The organism is Streptomyces sp. NBC_01446, assembly GCF_026340095.1.
Taxonomy (GTDB): Bacteria; Actinomycetota; Actinomycetes; order Streptomycetales; family Streptomycetaceae; genus Streptomyces; species Streptomyces aureus.
Genome location: NZ_JAPEPO010000001.1, coordinates 2,580,427 through 2,595,167, shown reverse-complemented (window position 1 = coordinate 2,595,167; position 14,741 = coordinate 2,580,427). Strand labels below are relative to the sequence as shown.

Sequence of the window (14,741 nt, the reverse complement as noted above, 5' to 3'; positions counted from 1 at the left end):
CCGGAGCTGTGGCACTGTCTGACAGGGAGTTGGGCCCGTTGGGGGGCATGGGGTGAATCGGAGAGTGGAGCAGGTCGTGGGACGGCGCAAGGGCGGAATAAGGATCGCGCTCGTGACGGTCGCGGTGCTGGTGGGCGCGAGTGCCTGCGGCGGCGGCAGTGACGACAAGAAAGCGGGCGGGGACGACGGGAAGGCGGCGGGAAAGCCGGGCGCGAGCGCCTCGCCCACACCGGCGAAGCCCAAGGGTCCGCCGATGCTCCTGGAGACGATCACTCCGCTGAACGACGCCAAGGTCGGTGTGGCGATGCCGATCTCGGTGGTCTTCACCAACCCGGTGGCCGCCAAGGCGCGCGCCTCCGTCGAGAAGCACATGAAGGTCAGCACCTCGCAGCCGGTGGCCGGTGCCTGGCACTGGTTCGGCGACAAGCGCGCGGACTGGCGCCCGAAGACGTACTGGCCCTCCGGTACGAAGGTGAAGATCGACGCCGACATGAAGGGTGTCAGCAACGGCAACGGACGCTACGGCGTGCACGGTTACACGCACTCCTTCACGGTCGGCGACGACGTCCGGGCCGACGTCTCCGTCACCGGTCACACCATGAAGGTCACCAAGAACGGCCAGGCCGTGCGCACGCTGTCGATCAACGCCGGCAGCGCCGAGTACCCGACCTGGAACGGCACGATGGCCGTCATCGACAAGCAGGAGAAGGTCCACATGACCTCCTGCAGCGTCGGCATCAGCTGCAACAAGGGCAGCGCCAACTACTACGACCTGACGCTGCCCTGGGACGTCCACCTCACCCAGTCCGGTACATACGTCCACTACTCGACCGGTGACCCGAACCCGGGCAGCGGCTCCGCCCGTGGCTCGCACGGCTGCGTCCACCTGTCGATGGCCGACGCCAAGTGGTTCTACGGCCAGGTCAAGCAGGGCGACCCCGTGACGATCACGGGCTCGCCGCGCGCCAAGGCTCCGGCCGACAACGGCTACGCGGCCTTCAACCTGAGCTGGGACCAGTGGCTCGCGGGGAGCGGGTCGGGGGAGGGCACGACGGCCACCCTGTGACCGCCGCCGCCCTCAACCCCTGCTGATCCTCAGCACTCGATGATGTTCACCGCGAGACCGCCGCGGGCCGTCTCCTTGTACTTGACGGACATGTCGGCGCCGGTCTCCTTCATGGTCTTGATGACCTTGTCGAGGGAGACGTGGTGGCGGCCGTCGCCGCGCAGGGCCATACGGGCCGCGGTGACGGCCTTCGCGGCGGCCATGCCGTTGCGCTCGATGCAGGGGATCTGGACGAGGCCGCCGACGGGGTCGCAGGTCAGGCCGAGGTTGTGCTCCATGCCGATCTCGGCGGCGTTCTCGACCTGCTCGGGGGTGCCGCCGAGGACCTCGGCGAGCGCGCCCGCGGCCATCGAGCAGGCGGAGCCGACCTCGCCCTGGCAGCCGACCTCGGCGCCGGAGATGGAGGCGTTCTCCTTGAAGAGCATGCCGATGGCGCCCGCGGAGAGCATGAAGCGGACGACGCCTTCCTCATCCGCGCCGGGCACGAAGTTGACGTAGTAGTGCAGGACCGCGGGGATGATGCCCGCGGCGCCGTTGGTGGGCGCGGTCACGACACGGCCGCCCGCGGCGTTCTCCTCGTTCACGGCCATCGCGTAGAGGGTGATCCACTCCATGGCGCGGGCCATCGGGTCGCCCTCGGCGCGCAGCTGGCGGGCGGAGTTCGCGGCGCGGCGGCGGACCTTGAGGCCGCCGGGCAGGATGCCCTCGCGGGACATGCCGCGCGAGACGCAGGCCTGCATGACGCGCCAGATGTCGAGGAGGCCGGAGCGGATCTCGTCCTCGGTGCGCCAGGCCTTCTCGTTCTCCAGCATCAGAGCGGAGATGGACAGGCCGGTCTCCCCGGTGAGGCGGAGCAGCTCGTCGCCGGTGCGGAAGGGGTACTTGAGGACCGTGTCGTCGGGCACGATCGGGTTCTCGCCGGCCACGGCATCCTCGTCGACGACGAAGCCGCCGCCCACCGAGTAGTACGTCTTCTCCAGGACGAGGGCGCCCTCGTGGTCGTAGGCGAAGATCGTCATGCCGTTGGCGTGGTACGGAAGCGCCTTGCGGCGGTGCAGGACCAGATCGTCGTCGAAGCTGAACGGGATCTCGTGGACGCCGAGCAGGTTGATCTTCCCGGAGGTCTTGATCGCCTCGACGCGGTCGTCGGCCTTCTCCACGTCGACGGTGCGGGGGGAGTCGCCCTCCAGACCCAGCAGGACCGCCTTGGGGGTGCCGTGGCCGTGTCCGGTGGCGCCGAGGGAGCCGTAGAGCTCCGCCCGTATCGAGGCGGTGTGGGCGAGCAGGCCCTCGTTCTTCAGGCGGCGCGCGAACATGCGGGCCGCCCGCATGGGGCCGACCGTGTGAGAGCTGGACGGGCCGATGCCGATCGAGAACAGGTCGAAGACCGAGATGGCCACGGGGGAACTCCTAGGTGGGGTTTCGGCGGACGCCGTTGTCCGCCGGGTGGTGCGCAAGGTGATGCGGAGGGCGCTGCATGGGGCGGGGCACCGCTCTCACTGTCCAGTGTGCGCGGTGCCCCGAAATTCCATACGTACAAATGCGTACGAAACTACTTCAGGCCGGGGTACAGGGGGTACTTGTCGGCGAGAGCGGTGACGCGGACCTTGAGGGACGGCGCGTCGTATTCCGGCTTCAGCGCTTCGGCGATGATGTCGGCGACCTCGGTGAAGTCCTCGGTCTGGAAGCCACGGGTGGCCAGGGCCGGGGTGCCGATCCGCAGGCCGGAGGTGACCATCGGCGGGCGCGGGTCGTTCGGGACCGCGTTGCGGTTGACGGTGATGCCGACCTCGTGGAGACGGTCCTCGGCCTGCTGACCGTCGAGCTCGGACTCGCGCAGGTCGACCAGGACCAGGTGCACATCCGTGCCGCCGGACAGCACGTTCACGCCCGCGGCGCGCGCGTCGTCCGAGGTCAGACGGGCGGCGAGGATCTGGGCGCCCTCGATGGTGCGCTGCTGGCGCTCCTTGAAGTCCTCGCTCGCGGCGATCTTGAAGGAGACGGCCTTGGCGGCGATCACGTGCTCCAGGGGGCCGCCCTGGAAGCCGGGGAAGACGGAGGAGTTCAGCTTCTTCGCGAAGTCCTTCTTCGCGAGGATGATCCCGCCGCGCGGCCCGCCGAGGGTCTTGTGCGTGGTGGAGGTGACCACGTCGGCGTACTCGACCGGGTTGGGGTGCAGCCCGGCCGCGACGAGGCCGGCGAAGTGGGCCATGTCGACCCACAGGAAGGCGCCGGTCTCGTCCGCGATGCGGCGGAACGCGGCGAAGTCCAGCTGGCGGGGGTAGGCGGACCAGCCCGCGATGATGACCTTGGGGCGGTGCTCCTTGGCGAGGCGCTCGACCTCGGCCATGTCCACCAGGCCGGCCTCGTCGACGTGGTAGGCCACGACGTCGAACTGCTTGCCGGAGAAGTTCAGGCGCATACCGTGCGTGAGGTGACCGCCGTGCGCCAGGTCCAGGCCCAGGATCGTGTCGCCGGGCTTGGCGAGCGCGAAGAGGGCGGCCTGGTTGGCGGAGGCGCCGGAGTGGGGCTGGACGTTGGCGTACTCGGCGCCGAAGAGGTCCTTGACCCGGTCGATGGCGATCTGCTCGGTGACGTCGACGTGCTCGCAGCCGCCGTAGTAGCGCCGGCCGGGGTAGCCCTCGGCGTACTTGTTGGTCAGGACCGAGCCCTGCGCCTCCATGACGGCGACCGGAGCGAAGTTCTCCGACGCGATCATCTCGAGGGTGGACTGCTGACGGCGCAGCTCGGCGTCGACCGCGGCGGCGACGTCCGGGTCGAGCTCGTGCAGGGGGGTGTTCATGAGCGACATGGTCGTGGTGTCCCTAGTTGCCGGAGCCGGAGAACGCGTCGTACTCGTCCGCGGAGAGCAGGTCCTTCGGCTCATCCGAGATGCGGACCTTGAACAGCCAGCCGCCCTCGAACGGGGCGGAGTTCACCAGTGCCGGGTCGTCCACGACGTCCTGGTTCGCCTCGACGACCTCGCCGGTGACCGGGGAGTACAGGTCGCTGACGGACTTGGTCGACTCGAGTTCGCCGCAGGTCTCGCCCGCGGTCACCGTGTCACCGACCTCGGGGAGCTGGGCGTAGACGACATCGCCGAGCGCGTTGGCCGCGAACTCGGTGATGCCGACCGTCGAGACGCCGTCCTCGGCGCCCGACAGCCACTCGTGCTCCTTGCTGTAGCGCAGCTGCTGGGGGTTGCTCATGATCTGAATTCTCCTGTACGCGAATGGGTGCTGCGGAACGAGAGGGGTGTGCGCTGGGTTACTTCCGGCGGCCCCCGTGAGGACTGGTCGGGCTACTTCTGGCGCTTGTAGAACGGCAGCGCCACGACCTCGTACGGCTCGTGGGCGCCGCGGATGTCCACGCCGACGCCCTCGGTGCCGGGGGCGGCGTGCGCCGCGTCCACGTAGGCGATGGCGATCGGCTTGCCGAGGGTGGGGGAGGGGGCGCCGGAGGTGACCTCGCCGATCACCTGGCCGCCGGCGACCACGGACATCCCGGCGCGCGGCACCCGGCGGCCCTCGGCGATCAGGCCGACGAGCTTGCGCGGCGGGGCGGTCTCGGCGCGCTCGGCGGCGGCCTCGAGCGCCTCGCGGCCCACGAAGCGGCCCTCGTTGCCCGTCTTCTCGAACTTCACGACGCGGCCGAGACCCGCGTCGAACGGGGTCAGCGCCGTCGTCAGCTCGTGCCCGTACAGCGGCATGCCGGCCTCCAGGCGCAGCGTGTCGCGGCAGGAGAGGCCGGCGGGGACGAGCCCGACCGGCGCGCCCGCGTCGGTCAGCGCCTGCCACAGCTTCTCGGCGTGCTCCGGGGCGACGAACAGCTCGAAGCCGTCCTCGCCGGTGTAGCCGGTGCGGGCGATGAGGGCGGGGACGCCGGCGACGGTGCCGGGCAGGCCCGCGTAGTACTTGAGGCCGTCCAGGTCGGCGTCCGTGAGGGACTTCAGGATGCCGGGGGACTCGGGGCCCTGCACGGCGATCAGCGAGTAGGCGTCGCGGTCGTCGCGGACCTCGGCGTCGAAGCCGGCGGCGCGCTCGGTGATCGTGTCGAGCACGATCTGCGCGTTGCCCGCGTTGGCGACGACCATGTACTGGACAGGACCGGCCTCCTGCTCGCCCAGGCGGTAGACGATCAGGTCGTCGATGATCCCGCCGTCCTCCTGGCAGATCATGGTGTAGCGGGCGCGGCCGGGGCCGATCGTGGACATGTTGCCGACGAGGGCGTAGTCGAGGAGGTCGACGGCCTGCGGCCCGGTGACGGTGATCTCGCCCATGTGCGACAGGTCGAAGAGGCCCGCCTGGGTGCGGACCGCGATGTGCTCGTCGCGTTCGCTGCCGTACCGCAGCGGCATGTCCCAGCCCGCGAAGTCGGTCATCGTCGCGCCCAGCGAGCGGTGCAGGGCGTCGAGGGCGGTCTTACGGGGGGCGTTGCTCATGAGTGGTGCTCCAGGATCCCAGGCATGACAGACGAGGGCGATGGTCTTCCTCCCCATCTGTCATCGGAACCTGAGAGGTTCGCCGGCGCCACACGTACAGGTGGTCGCGACTTGCACCTTGGGTGGAGCGGCCAGGGCCGCCCGCTTTTCAGATATGCCTCGCCCGCGCGGTACGGGGCCTGAGAGATTCAAGGGAGGAACTTGCTCCTTCGGCGCCCCCGGGGACGCGTCGGCGTCCGGGGAGCTCTCCCGCGCGGATTCAAGCGGCCGGTATGCAGTTGGTCGTGCTCTTGGCGCGCACATCATTGCATGCCGACCGTACGGGGAAACCACTTGTACGGCATTACCGTCTCTTTACACTTGACGGGCAAGGGTGGCGTGACCGGAACGGGGAGGACGATCACGGTGCACAAGGCAGCGGCTGGTGCGTACGCGGCGGCAGGGGTCGGACAGCGCGCGATGCCCCGCCCGAGGTCGGTGACGGGGCGGGGTCCGGTCGTCAGGGATCTGCGCGGCAGAGGCGGCCGTACGCCGAGGCGCCTCGGCTTCGCGCGGGGTGACCTGATCGTGGTCTCGGGGCTCCCGGGCAGCGGCAAGTCCACGCTGATGAGCCGCGTGGTCGGCGGCGGGGGAGCCGTGCGCATCGACTCGCAGGACGCCCGTGACCGCTGGGCTGCCCGGCTGCCCCGGCTCCTCCCGTACGCCGTGTACCGCCCGCTCGTGCGGCTCGCGCACTTCGCCGGGCTGCGGCGGGCCCTGCGCTCGGGAGGCAGCGTCGTCCTGCACGACTGCGGCACGCAGGCCTGGGTGCGGCGCTGGCTGGCCAGGGAGGCCGGGCGGCGCGGCGCGCACCTGCATCTGATGCTGCTCGACGTCGACGCGGACACGGCGCTCGCGGGCCAGCGGGACCGCGGCCGCGGGGTCTCGCGCTACGCGTTCGCCCGGCACCGCCGCGCGGTCGCGGGTCTGGTGGAGTCGGCCGAGCGCGGTGACCTGCCGTGGGGCTGCGCGTCCGCGGTGCTGCTCGACCGGGACGCGACGGATGTGCTGAACGGGATCGCGTTCGAGGGCGGTTGACGCCCCGCGACCGCATGTGAGTGTGCGGATGCGGAGGGTGTCGTGTCATCCGCACACGCTAGGGTTCGGCCGCAGACAGAGCGGTTCCAGAGCGGGTGGTAGGCACATGGACATTCCGGCGCAGGCTCATGCACATCCGTACGGCGGGTGGCCGGCCAACGAGCTGGAGGAGGTGCTCGCCGCCTCCCTCGGGGTCGACTCGGCGGGCGGCCGGATCGTCGAGGTCCTCGGACGCAGTCAGGTGTGGATACCGCTGCCCCAGGGCGGCGGGCCCGGCAGCCCGAACCTCGACCTGCCGACGCTGGAGATCGAAGGCCAGGCCTATGTCCCCGTCTTCAGCTCGGAGGAGCAGTTCCTCGCGGTCGTCGGCGACCGGATGGGCTGCACGGTCGCGCCGGCCGTCGAGTTCGCGCGCGGGCTGCCCCCGCAGGTCGGCATCGCGGTGAACCCGGACGGCGCCGTCGGCATCCCGCTGCCCCCGCCCGCCGTCGCCGAGCTGTGCAGGTCCGGCCGTACGCCGCTGGACGGGCCCGCCACGGGCGGCCGGGTCAGCCTCTCCGAGCCCGACTGGCAGAACGACCCGGTCGACTTCCTGGCCGCCGTGCGCGAGGAGTTCGAGGCGTCCGGCGTCGTCCTCACCGCCCGCCGCTGCCTCGCCAGCGTCGAGGGCGGCGACCCCGTCCTCTTCGTCGGCGTCGAGCTGTCGCAGTGGGAGGGGCCCGCGCGCAACCTGCCCATGGACGCCCTGGGCCGCGCCCTGGGCCGGGTCCCGGCGCCCTGGCCGGTGAACCTCGTCCTGCTCGACATCACCCAGGACCCGGTCGGTGACTGGATGCGTGCCACGCTGCGGCCGTTCTACACGCAGGGTCACTGAAAGCCCGGCGCCGGTCCCCGTTCGGGAGAACACGGGAAAGCGGTCGACCGCGCGTACGCCAAGTCGGTGTCAGGATCGCCGCTTAAGCTGGTTTCATGACCTGTCTGGGCGGTCCCGCCGCGGGGAGCGGGTCGAAATCGTCGAGTACGTCACGAAGGGGCGGTTACGGGTGAGTGCGTCGGGCACGGCCGCGGCCGGTCAGGTCGAGCACATGCTGCGCCAGGTGACGCCGGGGCGTTACGACGCCTACGAGGCGCTGCTCCACGCGCTCGCGGACCCCGGCGCCGGTCAGGTGTGGATGCTGCTCTGGCACGGCCAGGCCGGATCCCCCGACGCGCAGTACGGGAACATGGAGGTCGACGGCTTCTCGTACGCCCCCTGCGTCACCTCCGCCCAGGAGCTGTCCGCCTCCGGCTGGAGCCGCGCGTACGAGGTCGTCGGCGGGGTCGACGCGGCCCGCACGCTCTACCCCGACCACTACGGCCTGTGGCTCAACCCGCACGCGCCCGGCGGCGGCGTCGGCATCCCGTGGCTCGACCTGCGCCGGATCGCGGGCGGCCTCGACCGCCAGCCCGCCGGGCCCCTGCGGCTGAGCGACCCCGCCATCGAAATCCCCCAGTTCTACGCCCTGCTGACGCAGAACGCGCACCGCACCACCGCGATCCGCTCGCTGCGCCGCGCCTGGGTCCAGCCGACGCTCGGCGCGCCCCATCTGGCGATCGGCCTCGACGTGTACGACACGTCGCCGGTGTCCGTGGACGCGGTGCGCGCGATGATGCAGCAGTCGGTCGTCGCCGTGCCCGACGGGCTGCCCGTCTCCACGGTCGCGATGTCCGACGAGCACGACCCCGTCGCCATGTGGCTGCGCGCCAACGCCCGCCCGTTCTACGACCGCGAGGCCCACGCGGCCCCGCCCGCGCCCGCCCCCGTCGCGGGGTACGGGTACCCGCCGCCGCACGGGACGTACTGAACTGTTCGGTCTTCAAGTGGCATTACGGAACGGTTGGTTGAACGTAAATGAACCGCCCTGCCGCAGTTCACGTGACGACCAGGTGAGAGCGCTTACGTAATGCCCTGACCAGGTTTCGAGCGCACTGGTGTTCGGTCCACTCGAAGTCATGGGCGGCGATCTGCGGGAATGCCGCATCCCGGGGCGCCGGTGTCCGGCTCGCCGCTGGTGCCGTTCCAACTGCCCTCCGACACGGCCGCTTCGGCGAGGAGCTGCCGGGCCGCCTCGTCGAGGGCCTGCTGGCCGCGATCCACGCCCTGGTGACCGACGAGGAGGCGGCCGCGCGACTGCCCTGGTCGTGACCTGGGACGACGGGCCCGTCGTGGGCGTTCTGCCCGCCTTCGTCGCGGTGGCGGGCGCGTTCGGGGAGGCGGCGGGCGCGGTCCTGTTTCCCGAGGAGCGCGCCTACGTCGCGGGCGCGGCCGCGTCGCGGCGCCGGGAGTTCGGCGAGGTGCGCCACTGCGCCCGACGCGTCCTCGGCGCACTCGGGGTCCGCCCGCTGCCGCTGGTGCCGGGCCCGGACCGGGCGCCGCGCTGGCCGGGCGGGGTGGTGGGGAGCATGACCCACTGCCCCGGTTACCGCGCGGCCGCCGTCGCGGGTCCCCTACGCGTCTGCTCTCCCTCGGTATCGACGCGGAACCGCACGCGCCGCTGCCGGCGGGCGTCCTCGATCTGGTCGCCGACCCGGTCGAGCGCGCGGCGCTGGCCCGTCTCGCGCGCACACATCCCGGGGTCCACTGGGACACCCTCCTCTTCTCCACCAAGGAGAGTGTGTTCAAGGCGTGGTTCCCCCTCATGGGGAGCTGGCTCGACTTCACGGACGCCCGGCTCCACTTCCGCCCCCGGGACGCGGCCTTCGACGTCCGCGTCCGGGTGCCCGCCCCGCCCGCGTCGCCACTTCCGGGACAAAGCACCATTACGCCCTGTTTCACGGGCAGTTGGCGCATCGAGCGGGGCATTCTCGCCACATCGGTCACGGCGTTACATTCCGGACCCGCCACCGATGGGGGCGAGGGGAGCGAATTGTCCGCTCAGCCGGTTCCCACGTCCGCATACTGCACTCCTGCCGCCTCATCACGGTTGCGCAACCTTTCACGGTGAGGGCTGGCGGCTGGTCACAGGCGCATTGAAGACTCCCTGCAGACACGGGGTTTCGACTCTGTGTACGAGCTGAACGGTCAACCACGAGGCCATGCCCCCGGACTGTCCAGCGTGTGAAACAGGATCAAGCCGCTACAGCGGCGGGCGTGGGCCGGCCACCGTCGGCCGAGAGGGGTCAACCACACCGTGACCGCACCGATCGAGACCACTGGGGCCCAGGCCGAGGTGCAGCCCGAGGCTGTGCTCGCCGGCACCAAGGGGCAGCAGATCGAGGGGCGCTCCCTCGGGCGTATCGCCTGGAACCGCTTCAAGAGGGACAAGATCGCCGTCGCCGGCGGCGTCGTCGTCATCCTGCTGATCCTCATCGCCGCCCTGGCGCGCCCCCTCCAGCATCTCTTCGGCCTCGACCCGAACACGTTCCACCAGGACCTGATCGACCCCACCAGCTCGCTCCCCAAGGGCGGTCTCGGCGGTATGAGCGGCGACCACCCCCTGGGTGTGGAGCCCAAGTTCGGCCGCGACATCCTCGCGCGCATCCTCGAGGGCTCCTGGGTCTCCCTCGTCGTCGCCTTCGGCGCGACCGTCCTGTCGAACGTGATCGGGGCCATCCTCGGCGTCGTCGCCGGGTACTACGGCGGCCGGGTCGACTCGGTCATCAGCCGCATGATGGACACCTTCCTGGCGTTCCCGCTGCTGCTGTTCGCGATCTCGATCTCCGCGACCCTCCAGGGCGGGGCGTTCGGTCTGAACGGGCTGCCGCTGCACATCTGCGTGCTGATCTTCGTGATCGGCTTCTTCAACTGGCCTTATCTGGGCCGCATCGTGCGCGGCCAGACCCTGGCGCTGCGCGAGCGGGAGTTCGTGGACGCGGCACGCGGGATGGGCGCACGAGGCCCGTACATCCTGTTCCGGGAACTGATGCCCAACCTGGTCGCGCCGATCATCGTCTACTCGACCCTGCTGATCCCGACGAACATCATCTTCGAGGCGTCGCTCAGTTTCCTGGGCGTGGGCATCCAGCCGCCGCAGGCCTCCTGGGGCGGCATGCTCAACCAGGCCGTCGACTACTTCCAGGTCGATCCGCAGTACATGATCGTTCCGGGCCTCGCCATCTTCGTCACCGTGCTCGCGTTCAACCTGCTCGGTGACGGTCTCCGCGACGCTCTCGACCCGCGCAGTCGCTGAGTCCGGCCGCACAGAGAGCTCCACAAGTTTCCGACAATGGAGGGGATTCCGACCATCATGCGAAGGTCATCACTTGCCGCTGTTGCGGCCATCGGCAGCGTGAGCATGCTGCTCGCCGGCTGCAGCAAGGCCGACGACGGCTCGGACGGCAGCAACAAGTCGGCCGGTGCGAACGCCGCCACGAAGGATGTCGTCAACGCCTCGACGAAGAAGGGCGGCACGGTCACCTACGCGATGTCGGACGTCCCCGACTCGTTCGACCCGGGCAACACGTACTACGCCTACATGTACAACTTCAGCCGGCTGTACGCCCGCCCGCTGATGACGTTCAAGCCCGATGCCGGGGAGAAGGGCAACACGCTCGTCCCCGACCTCGCCTCGGCGCCCGGCAAGCAGTCGGACGGCGGCAAGACCTGGACGTACACGATCCGCAAGGGTCTGAAGTACCAGGACGGCTCGCCGATCACGTCCAAGGACGTCAAGTACGCCGTCGAGCGCTCGAACTTCGCGCGTGACGTGCTCTCCCTCGGCCCGAACTACTTCCAGCAGTTCCTCAAGGGCGGCGACAAGTACAAGGGTCCGTACAAGGACAAGAGCGCCGAGGGCCTCAAGTCCATCGAGACGCCGGACGACACCACCATCGTCTTCCACCTGAACCAGGCCTTCCAGGAGTTCGACTACCTGGTCGCCACCCCGCAGACCGCGCCGGTGCCGAAGGCCAAGGACGACGGCATCGACTACGTCAAGCACATCGTCTCCTCGGGCTCGTACCAGTTCCAGAGCTACCAGGAGGGCAAGCAGGCCGTCCTGGTCCGCAACAAGAACTTCGACCCGAAGTCCGACCCGCTGCGCAAGCAGTACCCGGACAAGATCGTCGTCAACCTGAAGGTCAACCAGCAGACGATCGACAAGGACCTGCAGTCCGGCGACACCCTGATCGACCTGCAGGGCAAGGGCGTCGACACCCAGACGCAGGCGCAGCTGGTCAACGACAAGTCGAAGATGGGGAACACGGACAACGCCTACGGCGGCCGTCTCGTCTACGCGGCGATCAACACCAAGCTGAAGCCGTTCACGAACGTCGACTGCCGCAAGGCCGTCGAGTACGCGATCGACAAGGTCTCGGTGCAGACCGCTCAGGGCGGACCCATCCGCGGCGACGTCGCCACCACGGTCCTGCCCCCGGACATCACGGGCTACGCCAAGGAAGACGTCTACGCCACCAGCGGCAACAAGGGTGACGTGGCCAAGGCCAAGGACGCCCTGAAGGCCTGCGGCGAGAAGACGATCAACACCACGATCACGGCGCGCAGCGACCGTGACGAGGAAGTCTCCGGTGCCCAGGCGCTCATCGAGTCGCTGAAGAAGGTCGGCATCAACGCCAGCCTGAAGCAGTACCCGTCGGGCAAGTACTTCACCGACTACGCCGGTGTCCCGAAGTTCAACCAGAAGAACAAGGTCGGCATCATGATGATGCAGTGGGGCGCCGACTGGCCGTCGGGCTACGGCTTCCTGCAGCAGATCCTGAACAGCAAGGCGGTCGGCGAGTCCGGCAACACCGCCCTGTCGGAGCTCGACGACAAGAAGGTCGACTCGATGCTCGCCGAGGCCATCGGGGCGCCCGACGAGGCCACGCGCAACAAGCTGTACGCGCAGATCGACAAGCAGGCCATGGAGGACGCGGCGCTCGTCCCGCTGACCTACTTCAAGGTCCTGATGTACCGCTCGCCGTACGCCACCAACCTGGTGTCCACGGCCGCCTTCAGCGGGCAGTACGACTACCTCAACATCGGCACCACGAAGAAGTAGCAGCCCCGGAAGGCAGGTGAAGGCATTGGTGCCCGCGGGCCGCACGGTCCGCGGGCACCAGCGCCGGTCCCCGTGATCTCGTACATCATCCGCCGGCTGATCGCGGCAGTGATCCTGTTGCTGGTCGTCACCGCGGTCACGTTTTGCATCTTTTTCCTGCTGCCGAGAATCGCCGGCCAGTCCGCCGACCAGCTCGCGCAGCAGTACATCGGCAAGAGTCCCTCGGCCGCGGACATCGCGGCGGTCAAGCACAACCTCGGCCTGGACGAACCCGTCTACATCCAGTACTGGCACTTCATCAAGGGGATCTTCGCGGGGTCCACCTACGACCTCGGCCCCACCACGGTCCACTGCAACGCGCCGTGCTTCGGCTACTCCTTCAAGAACCACGTCGCGGTGTGGCCCGAGCTGACCGACCGGCTGCCCATCACCCTGTCCCTGGCCGCGGGCGCCGCCGTCATCTGGCTGGTGTCCGGCGTCACGGTGGGTGTGATCTCGGCACTCAAGCCCGGATCGTTCTTCGACCGTGCCTTCATGGGCGTCGCCCTGGCCGGTGTCTCGCTGCCCATCTTCTTCACGGGCCAGCTGGCGCTGCTCGTCTTCACCTACCAGATTCCGATCTTCGGGCGAACGTACGTACCGTTGACGGAAAATCCGGCGCAATGGGCCAACACCCTCTTCCCGGCCTGGTGTTCACTCGCTCTGCTGTACTCCGCCATCTACGCCCGGCTGACCCGCTCGGGCATGCTGGAGACGATGAACGAGGACTTCATCCGCACCGCGCGCGCCAAGGGGCTGCGCGAGCGCACGGTGGTGGGCCGGCACGGCCTGCGCGCCGCACTCACCCCGATCGTCACCGTGTTCGGCATGGACGTCGGTCTGCTGCTCGGCGGCGCCGTGATCACCGAGAACGTGTTCTCGCTGCACGGCATCGGTGAGTACGCGGTACAGGGCATCACCGACAACGACCTGCCGAAGGTGCTCGGCGTGACCCTGCTCGCCGCGTTCTTCGTCGTCTTCTGCAATCTCCTGGTGGACCTTCTCTACGCCGCCGCCGACCCGCGGGTGAGGCTCTCGTGACCGAACTGTCCAAAACCGGTGCCGCCGTGGGCGAGCCGGTGGCCGCGGGCCCGGCCAAGTCCCCCACCGCCTTCCTCGAAGTGCGCGACCTCAAGGTGCACTTCCCGACCGACGACGGCCTGGTCAAGTCCGTCGACGGGCTCAGCTTCAAGCTGGAGAAGGGCCAGACCCTGTCCATCGTGGGCGAGTCCGGGTCCGGCAAGTCCGTGACATCGCTGGCGATCATGGGCCTGCACCGGCTCGGCGCGCGCGGCAAGAACGTGCAGATGTCCGGCGAGATCTGGCTCGACGGCAAGGAGCTGATCGGGGCCGCCCCGGACGATGTGCGCAGGCTCCGCGGCCGCGACATGGCGATGATCTTCCAGGACCCGCTGTCCGCGATGCACCCGTACTACACGGTCGGCAACCAGATCGTGGAGGGGTACCGCGTCCACAACGACGTGACCAAGAAGGTCGCGCGCAAGCGGGCCGTCGAACTGCTCGACCGCGTGGGCATCCCCGAGCCGGCCAAGCGCGTCGACAGCTACCCGCACGAGTTCTCCGGCGGTATGCGCCAGCGCGCGATGATCGCGATGTCGCTGGCGAACAACCCGCAGCTGCTGATCGCGGACGAGCCGACCACCGCCCTCGACGTCACCGTCCAGGCGCAGATCCTCGACCTGATCAGGGATCTGCAGAAGGAGTTCGAGTCCGCGGTCGTCCTCATCACCCACGACCTGGGTGTCGTCGCCGAGATCGCCGACCAGGTCCTGGTCATGTACGGCGGTCGCTGCGTGGAGCGCGGTCCCGTCGACAAGATCTTCGCCGAGCCGCAGCACCCGTACACCTGGGGTCTGCTCGGATCCATGCCGCGCATCGACCGTGAGCAGACCGAGCGGCTCATCCCCGTCAAGGGCCAGCCGCCGTCCCTCATCAACGTCCCCTCGGGCTGCGCCTTCCACCCGCGCTGCCCGTACGCGGACCTGCCCAAGGGCGGCATCACCCGCACCCAGCGGCCCGAGCTGCACGAGGTCGGCAGCGACCACTTCTCCGCCTGCCACCTCTCGCCGGAGGACCGTACGCGGATCTGGACCGAAGAGATTGCGCCGAAGCTGTGAGT

Annotated in this window: 15 protein-coding genes, 1 pseudogene and 1 riboswitch; of the genes and pseudogenes, 10 read left to right on the top strand and 6 right to left on the bottom strand. The window is 69.4% G+C overall.

Features of this window, described 5'->3' with window-relative positions; all coding sequences use genetic code 11:
• Nucleotides 1–76 precede the first annotated feature (76 nt).
• Complete coding sequence (locus OG456_RS11430) at nt 77–1,066, top strand: L,D-transpeptidase (protein ID WP_266559855.1); 990 nt, start codon at nt 77–79, stop codon at nt 1,064–1,066.
• A 29-nt stretch (nt 1,067–1,095) separates the two neighbouring features.
• Here OG456_RS11430 and OG456_RS11425 read toward each other — a convergent pair whose 3' ends face one another.
• From OG456_RS11425 to gcvT, 4 genes are all read right to left on the bottom strand, one after another.
• Nucleotides 1,096–2,466 carry an L-serine ammonia-lyase gene (locus OG456_RS11425; protein WP_266559853.1) on the bottom strand — a complete coding sequence of 457 codons (1,371 nt, stop codon included), beginning with the start codon at nt 2,464–2,466 and terminating at the stop codon, nt 1,096–1,098.
• A gap of 152 nt (nt 2,467–2,618) precedes the next feature.
• Entirely contained in the window at nt 2,619–3,878 is a 1,260-nt protein-coding gene (gene glyA / locus OG456_RS11420) for a serine hydroxymethyltransferase (protein ID WP_323136313.1), read from the bottom strand.
• A gap of 13 nt (nt 3,879–3,891) precedes the next feature.
• Complete coding sequence (gcvH, locus tag OG456_RS11415) at nt 3,892–4,275, bottom strand: glycine cleavage system protein GcvH (RefSeq protein ID WP_116509676.1); 384 nt, start codon at nt 4,273–4,275, stop codon at nt 3,892–3,894.
• Between the two features lie 92 nt (nt 4,276–4,367).
• Nucleotides 4,368–5,507 carry a glycine cleavage system aminomethyltransferase GcvT gene (gene gcvT / locus OG456_RS11410; protein ID WP_266559847.1) on the bottom strand — a complete coding sequence of 380 codons (1,140 nt, stop codon included), beginning with the start codon at nt 5,505–5,507 and terminating at the stop codon, nt 4,368–4,370.
• A gap of 158 nt (nt 5,508–5,665) precedes the next feature.
• A riboswitch (glycine riboswitch) is annotated at nt 5,666–5,769 on the bottom strand.
• 197 nt (nt 5,770–5,966) lie between these two features.
• Here gcvT and OG456_RS11405 point away from each other — a divergent pair.
• The 3 genes from OG456_RS11405 to OG456_RS11395 all read left to right on the top strand — a co-directional run bounded on the left by OG456_RS11405 (nt 5,967) and on the right by OG456_RS11395 (nt 8,428).
• Nucleotides 5,967–6,584, top strand: coding sequence for an AAA family ATPase (locus OG456_RS11405; RefSeq protein WP_266569151.1), 618 nt, complete (start codon nt 5,967–5,969; stop codon nt 6,582–6,584).
• A 106-nt stretch (nt 6,585–6,690) separates the two neighbouring features.
• Entirely contained in the window at nt 6,691–7,458 is a 768-nt protein-coding gene (locus OG456_RS11400) for an enhanced serine sensitivity protein SseB (protein ID WP_266559845.1), read from the top strand.
• 169 nt (nt 7,459–7,627) lie between these two features.
• Nucleotides 7,628–8,428 carry an enhanced serine sensitivity protein SseB C-terminal domain-containing protein gene (locus OG456_RS11395; RefSeq protein ID WP_266559844.1) on the top strand — a complete coding sequence of 267 codons (801 nt, stop codon included), beginning with the start codon at nt 7,628–7,630 and terminating at the stop codon, nt 8,426–8,428.
• A 146-nt stretch (nt 8,429–8,574) separates the two neighbouring features.
• On the opposite strand, the gene OG456_RS11390 is transcribed toward OG456_RS11395, so the two are convergent.
• Nucleotides 8,575–8,721 carry a hypothetical protein gene (locus OG456_RS11390; protein ID WP_266559843.1) on the bottom strand — a complete coding sequence of 49 codons (147 nt, stop codon included), beginning with the start codon at nt 8,719–8,721 and terminating at the stop codon, nt 8,575–8,577.
• 44 nt (nt 8,722–8,765) lie between these two features.
• On the opposite strand from OG456_RS11390, the pseudogene OG456_RS50475 reads away from it, so the two are divergent.
• Nucleotides 8,766–9,005 (top strand): annotated as a pseudogene (locus OG456_RS50475) (phosphopantetheinyl transferase); the annotation flags it as partial.
• Between the two features lie 38 nt (nt 9,006–9,043).
• On the opposite strand, the gene OG456_RS50470 reads toward OG456_RS50475, so the two are convergent.
• Nucleotides 9,044–9,205, bottom strand: coding sequence for a hypothetical protein (locus OG456_RS50470; protein WP_323136420.1), 162 nt, complete (start codon nt 9,203–9,205; stop codon nt 9,044–9,046).
• Between OG456_RS50470 and OG456_RS50465 the strand changes: the two genes are divergently transcribed.
• From OG456_RS50465 to OG456_RS11365, 5 genes are all read left to right on the top strand, one after another.
• Nucleotides 9,140–9,568 (top strand): 4'-phosphopantetheinyl transferase superfamily protein, encoded by a 429-nt coding sequence (locus OG456_RS50465; RefSeq protein WP_323136401.1) that lies wholly within the window; start codon nt 9,140–9,142, stop codon nt 9,566–9,568. The genes OG456_RS50470 and OG456_RS50465 overlap by 66 nt on opposite strands.
• Nucleotides 9,569–9,754: 186 nt before the next feature.
• Nucleotides 9,755–10,753 (top strand): ABC transporter permease, encoded by a 999-nt coding sequence (locus OG456_RS11380; protein WP_266559841.1) that lies wholly within the window; start codon nt 9,755–9,757, stop codon nt 10,751–10,753.
• Between the two features lie 36 nt (nt 10,754–10,789).
• Complete coding sequence (locus OG456_RS11375) at nt 10,790–12,562, top strand: ABC transporter substrate-binding protein (protein ID WP_266559840.1); 1,773 nt, start codon at nt 10,790–10,792, stop codon at nt 12,560–12,562.
• A 72-nt stretch (nt 12,563–12,634) separates the two neighbouring features.
• Complete coding sequence (locus OG456_RS11370; protein WP_266559838.1) at nt 12,635–13,642, top strand: ABC transporter permease; 1,008 nt, start codon at nt 12,635–12,637, stop codon at nt 13,640–13,642.
• Entirely contained in the window at nt 13,639–14,739 is a 1,101-nt protein-coding gene (locus OG456_RS11365) for an ABC transporter ATP-binding protein (RefSeq protein WP_266559836.1), read from the top strand. The genes OG456_RS11370 and OG456_RS11365 overlap by 4 nt, the downstream gene beginning before the upstream one ends.
• Nucleotides 14,740–14,741 lie beyond the last annotated feature (2 nt).